Genomic DNA, 20,753 nt, shown 5'->3' on the forward strand with positions numbered 1-20,753 from the left:
TTTGATTGCGCGCGTAGTTAAGTGGTATAACGCTGTCCTGATAAGACAGAGGCCCTTGGTTCGATTCCAAGCGCGCGCACCCAGAGCATTGCAATCTTCAAATAAAAACACGGCCGAAGGCCGTGTTTTTATTTTCTAGAGATAGCTATCTTAACCTTTTCTTTTATGGTCTCCGCATCCAGACCATATTCTTTGATTAACTCTGCAGCCGTACCTGATTGACCATATCGATGCCTCACAGCAATAAACTCTTGTGGTGCTGGACGCATAAGAGCTAGCACTTGGGCTACGGCTGAGCCTAGCCCACCTTCAATTTGATGATCCTCCACGCTCACCACGCATTTTGTTTTATTTACGGACTCGATTATGGCTTCTGAATCAAACGGCTGTATCGTGTGCATATTTATAATTTCGCACTCGATCCCCTCTTTAGACAAATCCACAGCCGCTAACATGGCCTCGTTTAATATCCAGCCACAACCAACAATAGTTACATCGCTTCCATCCCTTAATATATTAGCTCTTCCAATCTCAAATTCATCTTCAATCGAAGTAATTGTCGGAGACTTCTCTCGGCTCAATCTTAAATATCCTGGGCCATCTTTATCGACTAGAGCTAGCGTGGCCTTTCTGGCCTCTTCGGAATCACACGGTACTACCACGGTCATATTTGGTAATACACGCATCAGCGCGATATCTTCCAGCGCCTGATGAGTAGCGCCGTCTGGGCCAGTGACCACTCCAGCATACCCGCCTATGATCTTTACTGATAGGCCATTCATAGCAATCGTGGTTCTTATTTGCTCCCAGTTTCTAGCCGGGCTAAAAGCCGCAAAGGAACACATAAAAGGAATCTTGCCATAATTGGCTATGCCCGAAGCAATCGTAGCCATATTCTGCTCGGCCACACCACATTCTATGAATCTTTCTGGAAATTTCTTTTTAAATTCGGTCAGTCTAAGAGATCCGCCAAGGTCCGCGGTTAACGCAACAACTCTGTCGTCCTTCTCGGCGGCCTCAACAATCCCCTCCCCAAATCCATCCCTTATTGATCCCAAATCTTTATCGATCATCTATCTTATAAATTTAAACGTAGAATTATTTCGCATGCTTATTGTTATTCTAGCTGGTTAATAAATCTTTTGGCCTCTTCTTCGGTTGGCACTTTGCCATGCCACTTCCAATCATTTTCTATCTCTAACACGCCCTTACCCGGCACGGTGTTAGCGATAATCACAGTTGGTCTATCTTTTATACTTCGAGCCTCTCCAATGGCTTCGATAAATTCCTCTATATCGTTTCCATTGCATTCCAAGACTTGCCAGCCAAAAGACTGATACTTGGCCGATAAAGATTCCAAAGGCATAATATCTTCAGTTTTCCCGCTCAGTTGAATCCCGTTTCTGTCTATCACGACTATTAGGTTATCCAGCTTATACTTTGCTGCGAACATGATAGACTCCCACGTATTACCTTCATCGTGCTCGCCGTCTGATGTTAGGCAATATATTCTGATCCGATCGCCACCAGACTTTTCATCAAGCTTGGAAGCTAAGGCGTAGCCAGCGGCTTGACCCAGGCCCAGGCCGAGAGGCCCAGAGGTAGATTCAACTCCAGGCAATCTCCCCATATCGGGATGTCCCTGCAATCTTGAACCTAACTTACGCAAAGTTTTTAATTCCTCTAATGGAAAATATCCCGCCATGGCCATAACTGCATATTGGATTGGGCATATATGGCCGTTTGATAAAAATAGTCGATCTCGTTCGGCCCACTCTAGGTTCTTCGAATCGTGTTTTAGAATATTAAAATAAAAGGCCACAAAAATATCAGCCATGCCTAGCGAGCCAGCAGTATGTCCCGAGCCCGCTTCGGCCAACATCTCAATAACTAGCTTCCTGGCTTCTTTAGCCTTCTCCCTCAATTCGACAATTTTATTTTCTTCGATCATTGAAAATATAGGGATTTGATCAGAGCAAAGATCGCTACAATAATCCAAACAACATTTAAAATCACCGACTGCCAAGCTTTGTGATACCAAGAGTCGGCGATAATTCCAAGAGATCCGGTGATATTCAGAAACGGATACCAATAACCAGATACGCTGATTACCCCAAAATTGTTTAGCGCATACGCCAAAACTATAGCCACCATGCCATACCAGCCATACGCACCAACAATTTTATGGTTTTTTATAAACACCTCTTAAGCTACTTTATGTGACACTATTCGAGTCGTTGGAAGTAGGAGCTTTAATCATATCTCCATCGATAGCAACTTCTTGCGAATCGCTCTCTGAAAGTGCCTCAGAATGCAACCTCTCATATTCAGCCACGGTAGCCTTTACGGCCTCGATAGAAATATCAATCCCATGTTCTTTGAGAGTTCGTTGGATATCTCTCAGCATCTTAGCTCCACGAAATTCTTCCTGAAGCTCTTCCCTGCTGGGTAACTCTTTATTGTTTGCCATATTTATTAAATTAATTTAGCAACTTCGAGAACGTGTTTGATCAATGTATTGGTATAGCCAAACTCGTTATCGTACCAGGAGAAAACAGTGCAGAGGTCGCCATCGACAACTTTCGTCAATGAGAGATCAGCCACGGCTGCGTATGACTCGCCGATAATATCAGCGGAGACAATCTGCTCGGTTGTAGTTTTAAATATGCCTTCCCAACGTACATCGATTTCGGCTTCCTTCAGGAAACTGTTTATCTCCTCCACGGTTGTTGGCTTTGCTGATACAAAAGTGATGACAGAGATAGAACCCGCGACCACCGGCACACGCAATGACATACCGTCGAATTTGCCAGCTAGATTCGTAACCACTTTAGTCACGGCGATAGCGGCACCAGTCGTGGATGGGGCGATATTCACTGCCGCCGCTCGTCCCCTTCTTAGATCAGTACCCTTGGTTGGTCCATCGACTAAAGTTTGGGTAGCAGTGTAGGCGTGAACAGTATTTAGAAATGCTTTTTTAACTCCCAACTTCTCAGAGAGAATCTGCATCACCGGAGAAACAGAGTTAGTAGTGCAGGAACCATTTGAAGACATCGTACATGCTTTTAGATCTTCTTCGTTTATACCCATCAGTACGGTCTTGGCATCTGGTCCGTCTTCGTCTTTGGCCGGAGCAGTCAAGACCACTCTCTTGGCGCCAGCCTGCTTGTGTACGGCAGCCTTTTCATAACTCTCAAAAACACCTGTCGCCTCGACAACAATATCCACCTCAAGAGTACCCCAAGGTAATTTGGTCGCATCCTTCTCTTGGATAAACAAGATGTCCTTGCCGGCTACGTTTATATATTTCCTATCACCATCTACTCTAGTCGAAACTATTTTATTATAACGACCATAAGCTGAATCGTATTTCAGCAGATGGGCTAGATAATCTAAATCACCAAGATCATTGATCGCAACAATCTCAAGTTCTGGCTTTTCAATCGCCAGTTTCAAAAAGTGTCGTCCTATTCGACCGAATCCGTTTATTGCTATTTTCGCCATGGATTAATGTTAACAAAATCAGCGTAAACAAAAAAGGCCAGTAAGCGCCGCTAAATCAACCTGAAAGATTTGCGATGGATAGCGCATGGGCCAATAGACGCCAACTGAGCATAGTGTTGTTTGGTGCCATATCCTTTGTGGATCTCGAATCCATAGTTGGGATACTTTATGGCATATTTAGCCATCATCTTGTCGCGATAGACCTTGGCGATGATTGATGCACAGGCGATGACGAAAACTTTTTGATCACCTTTTATAATCGCCCGCTGGTCTATACGTAAATTTGGAATTCTATGTGGCCCATCAACTAGGGCAATAACTTGCAAAGGACGCCTTTGTACAAAGGCGTCCTTTGCAACAGCCTCCACCGCCCTTTTCATAGCCAATTTAGATGCTTTGTGAATATTCAGCTTGTCTATAGTCTTCGGCTGACACGAGCATACCTTGTACCTGAATAACTTATTCCCGATCAACTCTGTTACGATCTCTTCCCTCTTCTTCGCAGACAATTTCTTTGAATCGTTCACGCCGAGTAGGCTAGTTAATTTCGTAGCATAGAATTTCTTGTCAAAATACACAGCACACACCACGACTGGTCCAGCTAAACAACCCATCCCAACTTCGTCGATGCCAATAACCTGGCCATAGCCAGATTTTAAATATTTACGCTCTATGTTCTCATTCGGCGATTGCATCTACTTATTTATAATCTCAAATAAAGCAATCCCAGTCGCCACCGAGACATTCAAGGATTCTTTCTGCCCTAACATGGGTATCTCTAAAATATGATCACAATATTTGAATAAATTTTTATTGACGCCATTAACTTCATTGCCGACAATTAATGCCAGCGGAAATCCTGGCTTAAAATCGAAAATATTTTTACTATCACCCGACTGCTCTAAAGCAACAACGATATGGCCAGATTTTTTAAGCTTTTCAACAAGGCGCCAAGACTGAGCTACATGCTCCCACGGAACAACATTCTCGGCACCTAGCGCCGTCTTCGAGATTTTTTCATGAGGCGGAATCGGCGTAATCCCGGAAAGATATATCTTGGAAACCCCAGCCGCATCGGCCGTACGAAAAATCGAGCCCACATTTTCTCGGCTCCTGATATTATCTAATACGAGAATTAGTCCTTGCTTTTCCATGTAACAAAAGTATCATATATAGCATGAATTACAATTTTAAATATCTCATTTGGGTCGCGACGGTGTTTCTAGCCATATTGTGCATATACTTCTTATCGAGTATGGATAAAAACGATAGATTAAGTGCAAATACGAACACTATATCGTTTAGCGGCGAAGGCAAAATAACCGTAAAGCCAGACATCGGCCTAGTTACCGCTTCGATCGTTACTGAGGCCAAAACATCGAAAGAGGCTCAGGATAGCAATTCTAAAAAGTCTAGCGCTGTCAGCGACTTTCTCAAAAAACAAGGCGTGGCTGAAAAGGATATTAAAACGGTTGGATACAACCTAAATCCCCAATATGACTACTCCCCGCTAAGTAGTCGCCGCCCAGGGATCACTGGCTATCAAGTTAGACAATCTATTGAAATAAAAATTAGAAATCTAGATAAGGTCAGCTCAATTTTGGACGGCGTGGTAACTGCTGGAGCTAATGAAGTCAGTCAACTAACATTCGCCATAGACGACATGGAGAAAGTTAGAGCCGAAGCCAGAGAGAGGGCAATTGCCGAAGCTAAGAGCAAGGCCAAAGAATTGAGAAAACAGCTAGGGATCGAGCTAGGTAAAATAGTAAATTTCTCGGAGAGTGGCGATAGACAAACAATGCCGATGTATACTGATATGAAATACAGCGCGGGTGGCACAGCTGAAGCTCCCAGTCCATCGATATCGACCGGGGAGAATGAGATAGTTGTAAATGTCAGTTTAACTTATCAGATTAAATAAAATAGAATAATAAAAAGGCTGACCCGTAATGGGTCAGCCTTTTTATTATTGATTTAATTACATTAATCCTTTCCCTATCCCCTCGTGAACCTCTACGTCACCCTTGTGCATACTCACAAACTCATTATGCGCAACCATTATTTTTGACTTCACCGCGTTGGGGCCAGGAATTTCTTTAAAAACAAATTTAGGCTCGGCTCCAGCAGTCTGGATTTCTAAATCACCGAAATCCAGTATCGTCGTAAGTGGCCCAACTATATGAGTAGAGATATCTTGTATCCTAGATAGACTCAGCTCAGAGACGGTACGGCTAAAGAACCCTTTCTGCTCACTATCTATAATCCTATGGTCAGTCACGATCCATGAATCTAGTAAATACATAGTTATGGCGTAAAACAACGAGTTCCACCAAAACAGAAAATATATGGAGACGATCAGCCAGAATAGATTATCGATCCCCATACTCACAATCGCTTCACCAAATACCGCATATATTACAAATGGGACTATAAGCAATAATCCAAAAGCTAGAAATTTACCGAACATCACGAACCAATGTCTATTTAAATACAAGATGACATTCTCGTATGACTTGATGCCATCAAAAGAATATTTGGAAAAATTGAATATATCTAAATATTTCATTTTGAGATCATATTAAACGGATCAACTTCTCTCATAAAATCTGGGTTCACAACGCCATCGAATAGGCCGGCTAGGCCATCGAAACTTAATTGGCTGACTCCACTAGATACCAGAGTGTAAAGTATAATCGCTCCTACAAAATATATGAGAGCCACTACTTTTGGTTTGACGCCTATACCAAATCTAACCAAGTGGTAGATTATGAAGAAAGCCTGGATCCAGTAGAAAACGAAAAAAGCGCCGACGATAATCTGCCCAACTGGAATCTTGCTGAGTATATCCGGAGACATATATAAATATGATATCACTAACTCCCTAAAACCAAAACAACCCCTAGGGGTTGTTTTGCGTATTTATCAATTTGATACAGACAACCAGTCGAAATACGATTTTGTGTTCTACCATATTACAGAACTCCGATTTAGCGGTCGGACCCCGCACCCAATATGGGTATCGACTACATTAAGAAGGTCAGAGGTTTGATGTGAGAAACTAGAAATTGAATTCTACTTCCCATCTCTCATCTCCTACTTCTAACCTTTCTAAATATTCTTTTCTTAAAGAAAAAGATTTTAGAAAGGAGGTGATCCAAGAGCAGCTTCCGCTACCCTTGCCTTGTTACGACTTAGTCCCTGTCATCGATCCTACCGTGTCCCCATGTATAATATGGGTCTTCAGGTATTACCGACTCCCTTGACTTGACGGGCAGTGAGTGCAAAATTCGAGAACGTATTCACCGCAGCATGCTGATCTGCGATTACTAGCAATTCCGGCTTCAAGGAGGCAAGTTTCAGCCTCCTATCCGAACTGGGGATGCCTTTGATGGGATTAGCTCCACCTCGCGGTTTGGCGACCCATTGTAACATCCATTGTATCATGTGTGTAGCCCAAGGTATCAGAGGGCCACGCTGACTTGACGTCGTCCGCACCTTCCTCTTTCTTACGAAAGCAGTTTCGTCTGACACTTGTAACAGACGATGCGGGTTGCGCTCGTTAATCCACTTAAGGAGACCACTCACGTGACGAGCTGACGACAGCCGTGCAGCACCTGCTCAGCACCCTCGAAGGCTACTCTGTTTCCAGAGTATGCAGCTGAGTTTCAAACCTTGGTGAGGTTCCTCGGTTAGAGTCGAATTGAACCACATGATCCACTGCTTGTGCGAATTCCCGCCTATTTCTTTGAGTTTTAAGCTTGCGCTCGTACTTCCCAGGCGGCACATTTAACGCGTTGGCTACGCCACTGGAAGGGTCGATGCTCCCAATAGCTAATGTGCATAGTTTAGGGCGTGGACTACAAGGGTATCTAATCCTTTTTGATCCCCACGCTTTCGCGATTGACCGTCAGCAAACTGCCAGTAAGCTGCCTTCGCTTTTGGTGTTCCGTGCAATATCAATGGATTTCACCCCTACACTGCACGTTCCGCTTACCTCTCAGCTGCTCTAGTCGTACCGTTTCCGACGCGGTCCCAAAGTTAAGCCTTGGGATTTAACATCAGACTAATACAACCGGCTACTCGCTCTTTACGCCCAGTAATTCCGGATAATGCTCGGGGTCTCTGTATTACCGCTGCTGCTGGCACAGAGTTAGCAACCCCTTATTCGTCAGGTACCGTCAAAATTCTTCCCTAACAAAAGCGGTTTACATCCCTAAGGACTTCTTCCCGCACGCGGCGTCGCTCGATCAGGCTTTCGCCCATTGTCGAATATTCTCGACTGCTGCCACCCGTAGGTGTACGAACCGTATCTCAGTTTCGTCGTTGAGGGTCGCGCTCTCACGCCCCCTACCCGTCATAGCCTTGGTGGGCTTTTACCCCGCCAACAAGCTGATAGGACCTAGGCCACTCTCAAAGCGTCTTGCGACTTTACCCTTTCGGGACTATCGGGAATTAGCTAATCTTTCGACTAGTTGTGCCCGACTTCGAGGTATGTACCAAGGTGTTACTAACTCGTTCGCCACTATGCAAAGTATTGCTACCCTGCACCGTTCGACTTGCATGCCTTATCCACGCCGCCAGCATTCATCCTGAGCCAGAATCAAACTCTCTTAATTGATCCTAATTCAGTTATAAATAACTAAAATATAATAGGAAATTCGCTGGTTGACTGTATCAAATTGACAAGCTACTTACCAAATCTAGCTCTGCTAGAATAGCAGAACCACGATTACCCAGTCAATACCGAGCAATCGTGGTTCAACTACGCATCTAATTGTATAGATAATATTATCTAGTGGTATCTCCCATTTTACTCATATTTTATATTAAGTCAATGGCCCTGTGGATGAGCGGTAGATAGCCTCCCCTACCGTCTCAATCCCATCAATTGAGACGGTAGGGTCTCAGTTCCCCGGGAGCCGCTCAGTCGCTAGAATTAAATGGCTCCCGACCAAACAAAAAGGCCCACTTCAGCGGGCCGTTAGGCGTTATACAATGATCTGAGTTTGTCGATAGCTCGGTTGGCAATATCGGTCTGCATATCAAGATACTCTTTATCCATAATTCCTTTCATGTAAACTGGCCCATTATCTGGGTCAGACAGACGCGTAACCTCCACATAAAGTTGATCGATGAGCCTAGAGCTAGTGAGACAGAAACGCTCATCACCATCGAACGTTAACGAGATGTTTAGCCCACCTCCCTCCGTATGGCTTAGGACGATATTCAAGCGATCATATTTAGAGACATATCTAGTTTCCACCCACCCTCGCCAATTCTTAAACTTATCAACTGTCCAATTAATTTTGCGGGATGTAGTCAATTGTGTGAGTAAGTATACTAGCTCATCTCCAAAGAATTTATTGCTCAAGATAAAATCACCACGATCGGTTTCGATATATGCGCCGCGTCCATCTAAAGATGTCAAACCTTCCTGAGATAGATTACTTATCCTGAGATCTACGCCCAGACGCTTCTCAGGCTTGTGCACTTCACACATACAAGCTCCCCTTCTCAACGAGCTGAATAGAATATATGTCGAATTAGAATTGTGGTCAAGCAGAAGAAAAGCGGCCCCGTTGGGGCCGCTTTTCTTAATAACTATTTAGAGTTCTTCTCCCGCCACTCGACAATTTTCTTGTGATCCCCGGAAAGTAGTACTTTCGGGACCATAAGCTTTTTGCCCTTCATTATATATACGTCTGGGCGAGTGTACTGAGGATGCTCACGATTTGAGCCATTCGAGAAGCTTTCTTTCTCTATCGATTCCTCTTTGGCCACTACGCCAGGGATTAATCTTGAGACCGCCTCCATTACCACCATCGTTGCCACTTCGCCGCCAAATAAAACATACTCGCCTATCGATAGCTCTTCATCGGCAATATTTCTAGCCACTCTTTCATCTACGCCTTCGTAGCGTCCACATATAAATGTTAACTGATCGTACTTAGAGAGTTCTTGGGCTTTCTTCTGATTAAAAACCTTGCCCTTGGCCGAGAGTAAAACGATTCTCGACTTTTTACTTTTCTTTATCGATTTAACAGCCTTAAAAATTGGATCAACCATCATCACCATCCCCGCTCCTCCGCCATAGGGCCTGCCATCTACAGTCTTATGGTTGTCGGCCGTCCAGTCACGTAAATTATGAGTCTCGATTTTTAATAACTTCTTTTTAATTCCGCGCGCGATTAAAGCCTCGTTCTTAAACGAATCAAAGAAGTTCGGGAAAATTGTTAGAACATTAAATTTCATAAATCGATGATTATATAGAAAGAGGGCGGGTAACCCGCCCTCATCGTAGTCGGCTATACTGCTGTTACTACTCTTTTACTGATCTCTACCTTCGGCTCATTTCCTTTATCGCAGACACATTCCCAGCAATTAGCACTGTGATTATTGCAACCCACGCGTTCGCACATCCCAAACGAAATCTTGGGAGGTTCTTTACGCATTCCACAGAAAGACGAGCCATGTGTTTCTCTAGCACAAGCCGGACACAGGAACATGTCGCCTCCAAATGGTAAGAACTGCCTGGATATAATACGACTGATTGCGGTGATTGTCAATTAAACGCTCCAAGCACATATAAAAAGGGCTCACCACGGTAAGCCCTAGAATAGTTGCGATATCCATCTAAGCTGCAAATTCGCAAGTCGAACTCCCAAATCGAACAAACTTTTTGAGAATCTAAATCTTCTAATTTGCGATCTATAAGAGTAGAACTGCCTAAAGGCTTTCCTAATAACCAATTCTAAATTCTTATCCTCGGCACCCTCGCCTCTCAAGACATTATTCATTAAGTCATATCTAGACCAATCAATCGAAGCAAGTCTATCCTCCTTATGTATTCTTTCAAATAGATCCGTCCCAGGTAACGGCGTAAGAATCGTAAACTGAGCAATGTCTATCTTGTTAGCGATGGCCCACTCAACGGTTTCGTCATATGAACCCTCTCTCTCAAAGTCAAATCCGAATATCAATCCTCCCATGACATTAACGCCGCGATCGTGTAGTCTCTTTATGGCACTCTCGTAATTTGCTCTCATGCGTTGCTTCACTCTTCCAACCCCATCACCAAGCGTATCTTCGCTGATAGATTCCAGGCCGAGAAAAACTCCAACCATGCCCGAGCCAACAGCTGAATCCAGTATGTCTTCGTCGGCAATCCTTATATCGGCCTGGGAAACCCATCTTATCCCGAGCGGCTTAATCGCACTGAACAAGTCTCTGGCAAATCTTTTATTGGCAATGATATTATCATCGGAGAAGAATAAGAGATCCATCCCCTTCGCCTTCTCCTCTGCAATCTTGCCGACAATATAAGCTATGCTCTTGGTCCTTATTGTCCGACCGCTTATTTTGGTTACCGAGCAAAATTCGCAGTTATGTGGACACCCTCTACCGACTTGCATATAGGTGACTCTTAACGATATCGGCAACCAGTCAATAAATCTAACCCTATGCGTCTTTGGAATCTCTCTGGTTTCCAAAAGGTCTAGGCTACTCGGCAAGGATGGTCTATATATACTCTTCATTTCACCACGCTCGAAATCCCTGAGTATCTCTGGCCAAATCTCATCGGCCTCTCCAATTACAACTGAATCAACATATCTTGCCGCTTCCTCTGGCATCACCGAAGCGTGTATACCACCCATAATCGTCGCTACCCCGCGCGCCCTAAACTTGCCAGCGATCTCGTAGGCCCGTGGAGCTAGGGCAGATAAAGCCGTCAGAGCAACAAGATCGGTCTTGGTATCGAAGTTAATTGCCACCCTGCTCTCATCTACAAGCTCGACGTCCCAGCTTGTCGGCGTGATAGAAGCAAGTAGATGAATCGCCTGATTGGGAAGATTAAAAAAAGAAACTGAAGCCAGGTTCATATTTGTCTGTCTTGGACAAATGAAGGTGACCTTCATGCGTATCCAGCCTTTCAATGTTCTCGGAAAACTCTATCACAAAACGCCACTTCGTTAAACACGATTATTGCCAACCCCGCTAGAGAAAATTCTCTAACGGGGTTAATTAAAAAACAGGCCCCGTTCGGGGCCTGTTTTTTAAAATTCGTATTATAGATTGCCGAGGTCGTTCATAACGTCTTCGACATCTCTAGTTTTGCCTGGCTCAGCAACTGGTGCAGCCGGCTCCATTCTTCCACCCTCTGGTTCCTCGATTCTGAGGTTAACTCTTGCGTTATTCCTCATACCGACAATTCTTGCCAAAGCTCTGATGGCCTTAGCTGTTGATCCAGCTCTTCCGATCAGAAGACCCATATCTTCTCTGTTAACCTTAACGGAGAGAAGAACGCCAAGCTCGTCAACTGTCCTAGTAACATTTACGTCATCAGGGTGGTTAACGATTTCCTTGATTATCATCTCTACAAACTCTCTGTCTCGATCTTGTGCCATTGTCTTTAAAACTGTTCGTCGTTCACGCTCCAGCTTCGCTGAAATTCATGAACAAACTGTCAGTCAGTAAGCACTCATTTTGATTCTCGACCCTTCCCGAAGGAATTATTACTCGCTAATATTATCCCATTTAGAGTCCCCGGTCAATTCTGGCTTGACCTCTCCGTCCACGCTTTCCTTCTCTCTCCCATCTCTTTCCGCCACAAATCTTTTAACTTCTTCATAACTCATCTGCTTTGGCCAAAGTAGATTACAATCTTTATCATAAATCGGCATGATAAGCCCCTCTCTTCCTTTATATGCCACTACCATTAATCTAGCCAATATAGCTACTTTTTTCTTCATCGCCTCGGGATCGTTACTGAATTCTCGGACTGACTCAGTCTGGCTAGTATTGTAGGTTATGTATTCCCCATTTGGCTCACGAGGCCGCAAGATTATCCCATAGAAATTACGTGGAGGAACTCGATGTTTAATCGCGTAGCCCCACTCACTATCTATATAAGCAAATAATGGGTCAAAATTCTTTTTCTCATTGATTTTTTTTAATACGTTCAATAAATTGATTCCCGGTGTCCACGTTAGGACTCCATCCTTTTCTGTTGTTTCACAACCAGCATTCAACCTTGGACCATTTACTTTTATATATTCCTCAATTTTTATTATTAAATCAGAAAGGCTAATATCTAAGTCCCTACCCAAGCCCAGTGCTGATAGAATTTCCGACCCTGCGGCAGGCGTATTAATCCTAAAAGTTTTTGCCTTGCCCACCTTTCTAGCCATAACATCACGCATTGGGAACTCCTCTCTAAATCCCTTTAGGGAAAAACAGATTGAGATTTCATCTAAATAATAAGTCTTTGATGCTTCTTTCGCGCTTCTTCCAACGATATTGCACCATAAGGTCGCTTTCTTTTCTATTCTAGCTTGCTTATACCACACATCCATATTGTAATCTGATGGCATTGAAGCAGCCTGAGACTTACCTAGTAAGCCCTTCTGAAGTTGTATCATCAATGTTCGCCTAGACTCCTCATCATCCAAATTAGTGTTCAATGCGGTAACCGCGGTATCTGCCAGATTAAGATCTCTGACTTTCTCCATTATTTTCTCTACAATTTCCGGAGACAATTCAACTCCCTGGCTTTCTGGCTTTGGTTTTTCTTGTGATTTGATATTTCGATCTGGGATATCGTGACTCATATTATTTATATGACAATATTGGCCACGCGGCCTTGTATATATATGAATTTTTTAATCACTTGGCCATCTATATATTTCTGTATTTTTTCATTAGCCATCACTAACTTTTTAACTTCGTCTTCTGGCAGGCCAGCCTTCATTAATATAGCATCCCTTACTTTGCCGTTTATCTGGATGACCAGATTAAATGACTCCTCTTTGAGTAGTGTCTCATCAAACTTCGGCCACGATTCTAGGTGAATCGATTTCTCATTACCTAAAACTTCTTGCCACAACTCTTCGGCGATGTGTGGTGCATATGGCGCAACCACCTTCAGAATTAATTCATACTGCTCTTTGCTCAATTTATATTCTTCGCCTGTAATCTCTTCCAGGCTATTAAGCATCTTCATCAATCCGCTAACGCCCGTATTAAATTTCAGCTCTTTAATGTCGCCCCCCACATTCTTAATAGCCCTGGCAATCTCGACATCGATCTCCGGCTTTTCGTAAACTTTTAGTTTTTTATCTTCATGTCTTGAAACGAAATTCCAGATTCGATTCAAAAATCTTGAAACACCATTGATACCTTTCGGATCCCATGGGCCGCCCTGCTCATATGGTCCCATGAAAGATAAATACATTCTAACCGTATCAGCTCCGTAATTTTTTACCTCAACATCGGGATCGACAACGTTACCTCTAGATTTAGACATTTTCTGGCCATCAGGTCCAAGAATTATGCCGTGATTAACGCGACCGAGAAAAGGTTCATCGAATTTTACATACCCCAACGAATGCAAAGCTTTGGTGAAAAATCGGGAATACAAAAGATGCATAGTATTGTGCTCGGCACCACCAACATACAGAGGCACCGGCAACCAAGCATCCATATTCTCCTGACTAGCAAATTCTCCTTTGTTGTTAGGATCAGCGTAGCGCATGAAGTACCAAGACGAGTCTACGAACGTATCCATGGTATCGGTTTCTCTCTCAGCCTCACCTCCACACTTGGGACATTTCGCCTTTAGCCATTTGCCCGATTTAGCTAGTGGCGATCGGCCATCGTCAGATGGTTTAAAATCATCTAGCTTGGGCAATTTGATTGGTAGATCTTTCTCTGGTACGGGTACATAGCCGCACTCCGTGCATTTGATTATCGGTATGGGCACGCCCCAATATCTCTGTCTTGATAATATCCAATCGTGTAAGCGATACTGCTTGATCAATCTTCCCAGCCCCTTAGACTTGAGCTCTTCGACAATCTTCGTTCTCGCCTCTTCCGAGCCTATCCCCGTATATTTACCAGAGCTCATAAGCAACCCATCCCCCTCGTAGCAAAGTTCTCCTGATGATATATCAGAGATCAGCTTCTTTAGATGTTCCATTGGGTTAGCACTGACTGAAACATGCCCCTCGAAATATGTAGGCGATACAACCCCCACAATTGCTATTCCGTGTTTTTTGGCGAAGTCGTAGTCCCTCTGGTCGTGTGCCGGCACAGCCATAACTGCACCCGTACCGTAATGAGCTAATACGTAATCAGCCACCCAAACCGACACTTCCTCGCCGTTAATCGGATTAATAGCTACCACACCTTTGAGCTGAGCTCCGGTCTTACTTTTAACATTAGTCATTCTCTCCAACTCAGATTTTCTTTTGGCTTCAGTAATATATTTTTCAACTTCATCCCAGTTGGTTATGAAGGGCTTAAGATCCTTAACTAATTCATTCTCAGGTGCTAAGACCACATAGGTTGCACCGAAAAGAGTGTCGGCTCTAGTAGTAAATACTTCGATGCTTTTATTAAAATCTTTTATTTTAAAACTAATCATCGATCCTTCCGATCGGCCGATCCAATTTCTCTGAGCTAGCTTAGTTGTTTCGGGCCAATCGACTCGATCGAGACCGTCAACTAAGTCATCTGCGAATTTAGTTATTCTAAACATCCACTGTGATAACTTTCTTTGCTCAACGTCCGTGCCGCAACGATCACATTTACCATTTACCACCTGCTCATTAGCTAGGACCGTCTTGTCTTTTGAACACCAATTGACTGGTGTTTCGGCTCGATAGGATAAATCTTTTTCGTAAAACTTCAGAAACATCCATTGAGTCCATTTGTAATACTCTGAGTCAATTGTTTCGACTTGCCTTGACCAATCAAATGTCGCACCCATACTTCTCAGCTGTTTAGTCATGTAAGCGATATTCTTTTTGGTCCAATCGCCGGGGCTAGTCTCTCTCTGAATAGCCGCATTCTCTGCTGGTAAACCGAAAGCATCAAAACCGATTGGATACATCACGTTCTTGCCGTTCATTCTCTCATAACGAGCCAAGATATCTGGCAAGGCAAAGGCGTACCAATGGCCAATGTGTAGATTACCAGAAGGATACGGAAACTCTACCAATAGCAAATGGTTATTCGCTCCGGCCACGGCTTCATGCATCTTCTCTTTTTCCCAATATTTTTGCCACTTCTTTTCTATTTTGCCTGGATTGTATTTCTTCATTATTTAATCTTTATTTCTGCCCACGGATCAGGCCTACTTTTAGCCTCACCCATTTCTTTATAGTTTCTCCTCCAAAAATCTATGTGATGTTCCAAGGCTTTTCTGCCTTCGGGATTAGCTGAATGTACGCTCAGTTCTGGTCCCGATTCCATCATCTCAGGATGTGTTTCGGACAACCATTTCAATACTTCCCAACCATCTTTTTCTCCATCGCCTAAATCATTATCAAAACTGATCGCCTCGATTACCTCTCCCGTCCTCAAAGCTTCTTCTACTAGTTCCTTGAATTCGAGAAAATTGATAGCTCGCCTCCAATCTTCAGGCGCCCAGCTCCTTCTTTCGTCATTACCCTGATCATCTAAGAATATCTTCATAATATATGCAGTATATAAAAACTGGCTCATTAAATCAAAAAATCCCGCCGTGGCGGGATTAAATATCGACGACAGTCCACGGATCAATTCGTGGGATATATCTACCTTCGGCGTTGTATACAGAGCTTACGTTGGCGACGATACCATATCGACCATAACCTTCATGGATATGCCCACACACTAGAAGCTTTAAGTTCGGCAATGCCTCCATACGAAACCTAAGCCTACGACTGCCCCAATGCTCCCCCTTACTATTCATATCACCCCAGCCATAGGGTGGTGCATGAGAAACGATAACGTCGACGTCCTTAGGTATGTCCTGATAGATCTTTGCCAGCGTCCTCTCTGGAGCCATCCATGCCCATCTCATATATGGCAGACTCCAAGGAGAGCCATATATCTTTATTCCTCCGATTTTAATGACCTGCTCAACTAAGACATTGGCGCTCTTAACGCCCATCGTCAGATCAGGCATCGGCCAGTCGTGATTACCCCAAGTCAAGACAGTTCGTTTGACAGGAGCTTTCGCAAGCCATGGATTAAGTCTGTTGGTAATAAAATCCCAGATACCCTCTTCGGGCAGAATATCTCCCGCCAATATCATCAAGTCCCCCTCTGGGACACTCGCTGGCAAATAGCCGTGTAAATCGCTTCCGAGTATTAATCTCATGTGCGCCCCAATCAATGAGCTAACCCCATGCTATAACAACTAATACTAAAAATCTATGCCGAACAGCTTTCTCGCATTTTGATTACATATGCTTACGACTTCGGCTAATTCTATATTTTTTAATTCAGCCACGCGCTTGGCTACCTCGATAACACGTATTGGTTCGTTTCGTTGGCCACGATATGGCACCGGCGACAGCCATGGCGCGTCCGTTTCCAGAAGTATCTGTTCCATGGGCGCATATCTGACGACCTCATCGTATTGATTGGCAAAAGTTATTATTCCATTGAATCCTAAATAAAACCCTAAGTCGAGGTATTTCTTAGCCTCGTCGACTGTTCCAGTAAACGAGTGAGCCACGCCATCCACAGTCAGTCCGTCATTCGATTTCAATATATCCGCCAAGTCATCATGAGCCGATTTTCCTAGCTTCTCGTTACGAGAATGTATTACCAATGGCAGCTTGGCTTCGTGGGACAAATTTATAAATTCCAAAAAAATATCTTTTTGCCTTTTTCTTCTATCTTCTTCTGGCGTTCGATAGTAATCTAATCCAACCTCGCCGATAGCCACGACTTGTTTTGAAATTATTTTTTTATAATCTTCGATTGCAAAATCTTCTCCGATCTCGTCAGGATGAGCTCCAATCGTAGCCCAAATTTGATTAGGATATTTTTTTGCTAAAGCTATCCCCCCCTCAGACGATTTCAGGTCGGCTCCGATGGCTATCATAAAAACGCCATCGACTAGATTGCGTTTTATCATTTCCTCACGATCGTTATCGTAATCTGGAAATTGCGGATGACAATGAGTATCGATTATTTTCATTGTTGTAAACGAGGGAAAAGCCCAGCGCCCTTCTTGATCAAGAATTTATAGTTATCTTGAATTTGCCTCTCTCCGCTATCGCCAAAAACGGCAAATATTTTTTGACTTGTTTCTGGCATAAATGGCTGTAGCCGCCAAGAAATATTGTGGATCATGGCCGCAAGAACAGTCATAATCTCTAAAAATTCGGCTGGATTATTTTTTATAACCTCCCAAGGCTTATTGGTATCAATAAATCTATTGGCGATTGCAATTCTAGAGAATATGAAATTACCCAAAACTTCGTGAAGCTTGAACTCGTTGACTAATTGACCATAGCCAGACTCGTCAAAAAATTCTTTAATTTCTGGATTTTCGCCCACCTCTTTTGCTACGACCTCCTTCTTATACACTAGTTCTCCGTCAAGCTTACTTTCGATTAGAGTCGCCACGCGCTGAACCAGATTGCCCAAACCATTGGCCAAGTCGCCGTTGTATCTATCCTCCAACTTCTTAAACGAGAAGTCACCGTCATCATCGGACGGGATCTCTCTCAATAAGAAATATCTAGTCACATCAACACCATACTTTTCGATTAATTGGTTGGGGTCGATAACATTTCCCAGTGACTTAGACATCTTCTCGCCCTCAGCCGTTACGAAGCCATGGACATAAATTGATTTGGGCAATTCTACCCCTGCCGACAGAAGTATCGCCGGCCAATACATGGCATGAAATCTTAGAATATCTTTTCCTATTAAATGCACGTCCACGGGCCAATATTGCGAGAATTTTGGATCTTCGGGATAGCCAAGTGCTGAGATATAATTTGTTAAAGCATCGGTCCAGACATACATTGTTTGCGTGTCGTCGCCTGGGACTGGTATCCCCCATTTAAGCGTCGCAGTCGGACGAGAGAAGCTAACATCTTCGGCATCATCCAATAAATTCAAAATTTCACCTTTCTTCGACGTCGGTACAATTTTCAATTCATCTTTCTCTATCTTCTCTTTTATAACTCCAGTATATTTCGAGAGTTTAAAAAACCAATTTTTTTCTTTGACTAACTGGGGCTCGGTTTTATGAATCGGACACAAGCCGTCCTCTAGGTCGCTCTTCTTTTTATTGGCCTCGCAACCCACACAATATAGACCTTCATAATCTTTTTTATACAAGTCTCCACTTTCTGCTAATTTTTGCCAAATCTTTTGAGCCGCCGGCCAATGCCTCACTCGATCAGAGGTTCTTATGAAGTCATCATTGGAGATATTTAGCTTCTTGGTCAGATCAATAAATGTCTGGGCTATTTCATCCACGAATAGTTGGGTATCTTTGCCATGCTTTTCTGCTGCCTGAGCTATCTTAGAGCCATGCTCATCGGTACCAGTTAAGAAATACGTATCATCCCCCATCAAGCGATGGTGCCTAGCCAGAACATCCGCTTGTAATAATTCTAAAGCAAAGCCGATGTGCGGTTCCGCATTCACGTAAGCTATCGCCGTCGTTATGTAAAATTTATTTTTCATTATTATTTATTGGCTATGACAACTACAAATTCGCCGAGGAGATTATCGCCAGATAGCGATTTGGTTATGTGATCGATGTCTCCGCGATAGATTGTTTCGAATTGCTTAGTTAGTTCGCGACCAACCATTATTTTTCTGGCATCTATATTCGATAGTTTCTTTAACTCGTCCAAGGCTTTCAATATTCTATGCTTTGATTCGTAAAAAACAACTGTCTCGTCTATTATGGCAATGTTCTTAAAAAATGTCTGCCGACCTTTTTTGTGTGGCGGAAACCCAAGGAACACAAATTTATCTGTAGCAAAGCCGCTAACACTCAACGCCGATATGGCTGCATTTGCTCCCGGGATAGGTACAATCATCAGATCTGGGATCTCTTCCAACGCCTTCATTATTAAATAGTTGCCTGGATCGTTTATGCCCGGTGTACCAGCATCAGTTACTAGCGCTAACTTCTTATTATCTCTAAGCATCTCTATTATCTGATCTATCTTCTTAAAATCGCTATGTTGATGATAGCTAATTATATCTTTCTTGATGTTGTATCTTTCAAGGAGATTTCTAGTGACCCTAGTATCTTCAGCTAAAATCAAATCAACATTGCTTAGGACATTAATAGCCCTCAACGTTATATCTTCGAGGTTGCCGATTGGAGTAGCGACTATATATAACATATTTAATTCCAAGCACTAAATTCTAAATAGAATTAGGGTCTTAGTTTTAGGCGGCGCCCTTTCTTGATTCCTTGTGCTTGGCCATATCGTCAAGAATCTCAACGATAACCGTAGCTACCGGTACCGACAATATCATGCCAGGTATTCCGGCGAGTTGAGCACCCACGAGTAGGGCTATAATCACGACGACCGGATTTAAACCCGTAGTTCTGCCTATTACCAATGGGACAAGAATATGATTCTCTAGTTGCTGGACTACTACATAAAATATAACAAGCCAGACGCCTAACGCCGGAGACTGCATGAAGCCCAAGAATACGGCCGGCATGGCTGAAAGCACTGGCCCGACAACTGGGACTATTTCAAATACCATCGCCAACACGGCCAAAGCTAAGGCATATTTGATACCCATAAGAGACAATCCTATATATACGACAACTCCAACGATTAAACTAAGCAACATCTGCCCCTGCAACCAACGACCAACTTTTATTTCCGACCTTTTCCAAAGATCCAAAACATAAGTCTCGTATCTCTCCGGAATTATCGAACCGATAAAAACTTCGATACCCTTCTTCGTAACTGATAGGTAAAAAGATATGACCACTATGGCAAAGAAAGAGAATATGCCACCGAACACGCTAACGACAAGTCCAATCACCGATTGAGACGCCTGCTGGAAATAAGACGAAATTCCATCAAGGACATTCTGAATCTCTCCAAGAAAATCTAAATATTTAGGCGCACCCTTTTGAGCCGCTTCCAACGAATTGGTAATTTTATCAACGAATTTCGGTAAGGCATTGGCCAACTGAGAAGCTTCTTGAGCCAAATATGGCACTACAAGCGAGAAAACTGTTATGACTAGGCCGACTACGATGAGAAAGAGTAATAGCACGCCTAGTATTCTCGGAAAGCCCTTGCCGTCGAGCCAATTAGCAAATGGCGAGATCGCCGAAGCGACAATAAGCGCGAACAAAAATATAACCGCTACGTCTTTAAGAACATAGAGCAGAAGGAATCCCACGATAATCATGATCGCTCTGAACATGCTAGACGAAGATATATCTATGTGGACGTGTTGGTTGTCTGCCATCT

The 20,753-nt window shown here is 43.4% G+C and carries 22 protein-coding genes, 1 tRNA gene and 1 rRNA gene; 2 read left to right on the top strand and 22 right to left on the bottom strand.

Annotated features, from left to right (window positions below; genetic code table 11):
- Window positions 1–7: 7 nt before the first annotated feature.
- A tRNA-Ile gene (locus DEG18_01500) sits at window positions 8–82 on the top strand.
- 46 nt (window positions 83–128) lie between these two features.
- On the opposite strand, the gene DEG18_01505 is transcribed toward DEG18_01500, so the two are convergent.
- Genes DEG18_01505 through DEG18_01535 form a run of 7 tightly spaced genes read right to left on the bottom strand, consistent with a single transcriptional unit; the run spans window position 129 to window position 4,658 of the window.
- Window positions 129–1,073 carry a transketolase gene (locus DEG18_01505; protein ID HBX58269.1) on the bottom strand — a complete coding sequence of 315 codons (945 nt, stop codon included), beginning with the start codon at window positions 1,071–1,073 and terminating at the stop codon, window positions 129–131.
- Window positions 1,074–1,117: 44 nt separating this feature from the next.
- Window positions 1,118–1,951: a transketolase gene (locus DEG18_01510; protein HBX58270.1), complete on the bottom strand. Its 834-nt coding sequence runs from the start codon at window positions 1,949–1,951 to the stop codon at window positions 1,118–1,120.
- Window positions 1,948–2,202, bottom strand: a complete 255-nt coding sequence (locus DEG18_01515; protein ID HBX58271.1) for a hypothetical protein — start codon at window positions 2,200–2,202, stop codon at window positions 1,948–1,950. The genes DEG18_01510 and DEG18_01515 overlap by 4 nt, the downstream gene beginning before the upstream one ends.
- Window positions 2,203–2,215: 13 nt before the next feature.
- Window positions 2,216–2,470: a hypothetical protein gene (locus tag DEG18_01520; GenBank protein ID HBX58272.1), complete on the bottom strand. Its 255-nt coding sequence runs from the start codon at window positions 2,468–2,470 to the stop codon at window positions 2,216–2,218.
- Between the two features lie 5 nt (window positions 2,471–2,475).
- Entirely contained in the window at window positions 2,476–3,504 is a 1,029-nt protein-coding gene (locus DEG18_01525; protein HBX58273.1) for a type I glyceraldehyde-3-phosphate dehydrogenase, read from the bottom strand.
- A 50-nt stretch (window positions 3,505–3,554) separates the two neighbouring features.
- The gene (locus tag DEG18_01530; GenBank protein ID HBX58274.1) at window positions 3,555–4,199 is read right to left on the bottom strand and encodes a ribonuclease HII; all 645 of its coding nucleotides are present in this window, start codon (window positions 4,197–4,199) and stop codon (window positions 3,555–3,557) included.
- Window positions 4,200–4,658, bottom strand: coding sequence for an RNA methyltransferase (locus DEG18_01535; protein ID HBX58275.1), 459 nt, complete (start codon window positions 4,656–4,658; stop codon window positions 4,200–4,202).
- A gap of 23 nt (window positions 4,659–4,681) precedes the next feature.
- Here DEG18_01535 and DEG18_01540 point away from each other — a divergent pair, with 23 nt between their 5' ends.
- Window positions 4,682–5,425 carry a hypothetical protein gene (locus DEG18_01540; GenBank protein ID HBX58276.1) on the top strand — a complete coding sequence of 248 codons (744 nt, stop codon included), beginning with the start codon at window positions 4,682–4,684 and terminating at the stop codon, window positions 5,423–5,425.
- 57 nt (window positions 5,426–5,482) lie between these two features.
- Here the strand turns inward: DEG18_01540 and DEG18_01545 are convergent, their stop codons facing one another.
- The 15 genes from DEG18_01545 to DEG18_01615 all read right to left on the bottom strand — a co-directional run bounded on the left by DEG18_01545 (window position 5,483) and on the right by DEG18_01615 (window position 20,751).
- The gene (locus DEG18_01545) at window positions 5,483–6,070 is read right to left on the bottom strand and encodes a hypothetical protein (protein ID HBX58277.1); all 588 of its coding nucleotides are present in this window, start codon (window positions 6,068–6,070) and stop codon (window positions 5,483–5,485) included.
- A complete protein-coding gene (locus DEG18_01550) occupies window positions 6,067–6,360 on the bottom strand; it encodes a hypothetical protein (protein HBX58278.1) in 294 nt (97 codons plus the stop codon). The genes DEG18_01545 and DEG18_01550 overlap by 4 nt, the downstream gene beginning before the upstream one ends.
- Before the next feature lie 283 nt (window positions 6,361–6,643).
- Window positions 6,644–8,114, bottom strand: a 16S ribosomal RNA gene (locus DEG18_01555).
- A 371-nt stretch (window positions 8,115–8,485) separates the two neighbouring features.
- Window positions 8,486–9,004 (bottom strand): hypothetical protein, encoded by a 519-nt coding sequence (locus DEG18_01560; protein HBX58279.1) that lies wholly within the window; start codon window positions 9,002–9,004, stop codon window positions 8,486–8,488.
- A gap of 101 nt (window positions 9,005–9,105) precedes the next feature.
- The gene (locus DEG18_01565) at window positions 9,106–9,756 is read right to left on the bottom strand and encodes a tRNA (guanosine(37)-N1)-methyltransferase TrmD (GenBank protein HBX58280.1); all 651 of its coding nucleotides are present in this window, start codon (window positions 9,754–9,756) and stop codon (window positions 9,106–9,108) included.
- 359 nt (window positions 9,757–10,115) lie between these two features.
- Window positions 10,116–11,420, bottom strand: a complete 1,305-nt coding sequence (locus tag DEG18_01570) for a hypothetical protein (protein HBX58281.1) — start codon at window positions 11,418–11,420, stop codon at window positions 10,116–10,118.
- A 150-nt stretch (window positions 11,421–11,570) separates the two neighbouring features.
- Window positions 11,571–11,909, bottom strand: coding sequence for an RNA-binding protein (locus DEG18_01575; GenBank protein ID HBX58282.1), 339 nt, complete (start codon window positions 11,907–11,909; stop codon window positions 11,571–11,573).
- Window positions 11,910–12,017: 108 nt separating this feature from the next.
- Window positions 12,018–13,112 (bottom strand): hypothetical protein, encoded by a 1,095-nt coding sequence (locus DEG18_01580; protein HBX58283.1) that lies wholly within the window; start codon window positions 13,110–13,112, stop codon window positions 12,018–12,020.
- 5 nt (window positions 13,113–13,117) lie between these two features.
- Window positions 13,118–15,604: a leucine--tRNA ligase gene (locus tag DEG18_01585; GenBank protein HBX58284.1), complete on the bottom strand. Its 2,487-nt coding sequence runs from the start codon at window positions 15,602–15,604 to the stop codon at window positions 13,118–13,120.
- Window positions 15,604–16,008: a hypothetical protein gene (locus DEG18_01590; GenBank protein ID HBX58285.1), complete on the bottom strand. Its 405-nt coding sequence runs from the start codon at window positions 16,006–16,008 to the stop codon at window positions 15,604–15,606. The genes DEG18_01585 and DEG18_01590 overlap by 1 nt, the downstream gene beginning before the upstream one ends.
- 28 nt (window positions 16,009–16,036) lie before the next feature.
- Entirely contained in the window at window positions 16,037–16,648 is a 612-nt protein-coding gene (locus DEG18_01595; protein ID HBX58286.1) for a hypothetical protein, read from the bottom strand.
- Window positions 16,649–16,693: 45 nt separating this feature from the next.
- Window positions 16,694–17,476 (bottom strand): hydrolase TatD, encoded by a 783-nt coding sequence (locus tag DEG18_01600; GenBank protein ID HBX58287.1) that lies wholly within the window; start codon window positions 17,474–17,476, stop codon window positions 16,694–16,696.
- Window positions 17,473–18,987 (bottom strand): methionine--tRNA ligase, encoded by a 1,515-nt coding sequence (locus DEG18_01605; GenBank protein ID HBX58288.1) that lies wholly within the window; start codon window positions 18,985–18,987, stop codon window positions 17,473–17,475. Before DEG18_01605 ends, DEG18_01600 begins: the two co-directional genes overlap by 4 nt.
- Window positions 18,984–19,655 carry a 16S rRNA (cytidine(1402)-2'-O)-methyltransferase gene (gene rsmI / locus DEG18_01610; GenBank protein ID HBX58289.1) on the bottom strand — a complete coding sequence of 224 codons (672 nt, stop codon included), beginning with the start codon at window positions 19,653–19,655 and terminating at the stop codon, window positions 18,984–18,986. The genes DEG18_01605 and rsmI overlap by 4 nt, the downstream gene beginning before the upstream one ends.
- Before the next feature lie 46 nt (window positions 19,656–19,701).
- On the bottom strand, window positions 19,702–20,751 hold the full coding sequence (locus tag DEG18_01615) for a hypothetical protein (GenBank protein ID HBX58290.1): 1,050 nt from the start codon (window positions 20,749–20,751) through the stop codon (window positions 19,702–19,704).
- Window positions 20,752–20,753: the final 2 nt, after the last annotated feature.

Source organism: Candidatus Yanofskybacteria bacterium, from assembly GCA_003514055.1.
GTDB lineage: Bacteria > Patescibacteriota > Minisyncoccia > 2-02-FULL-40-12 > GWA2-44-9 > UBA12115.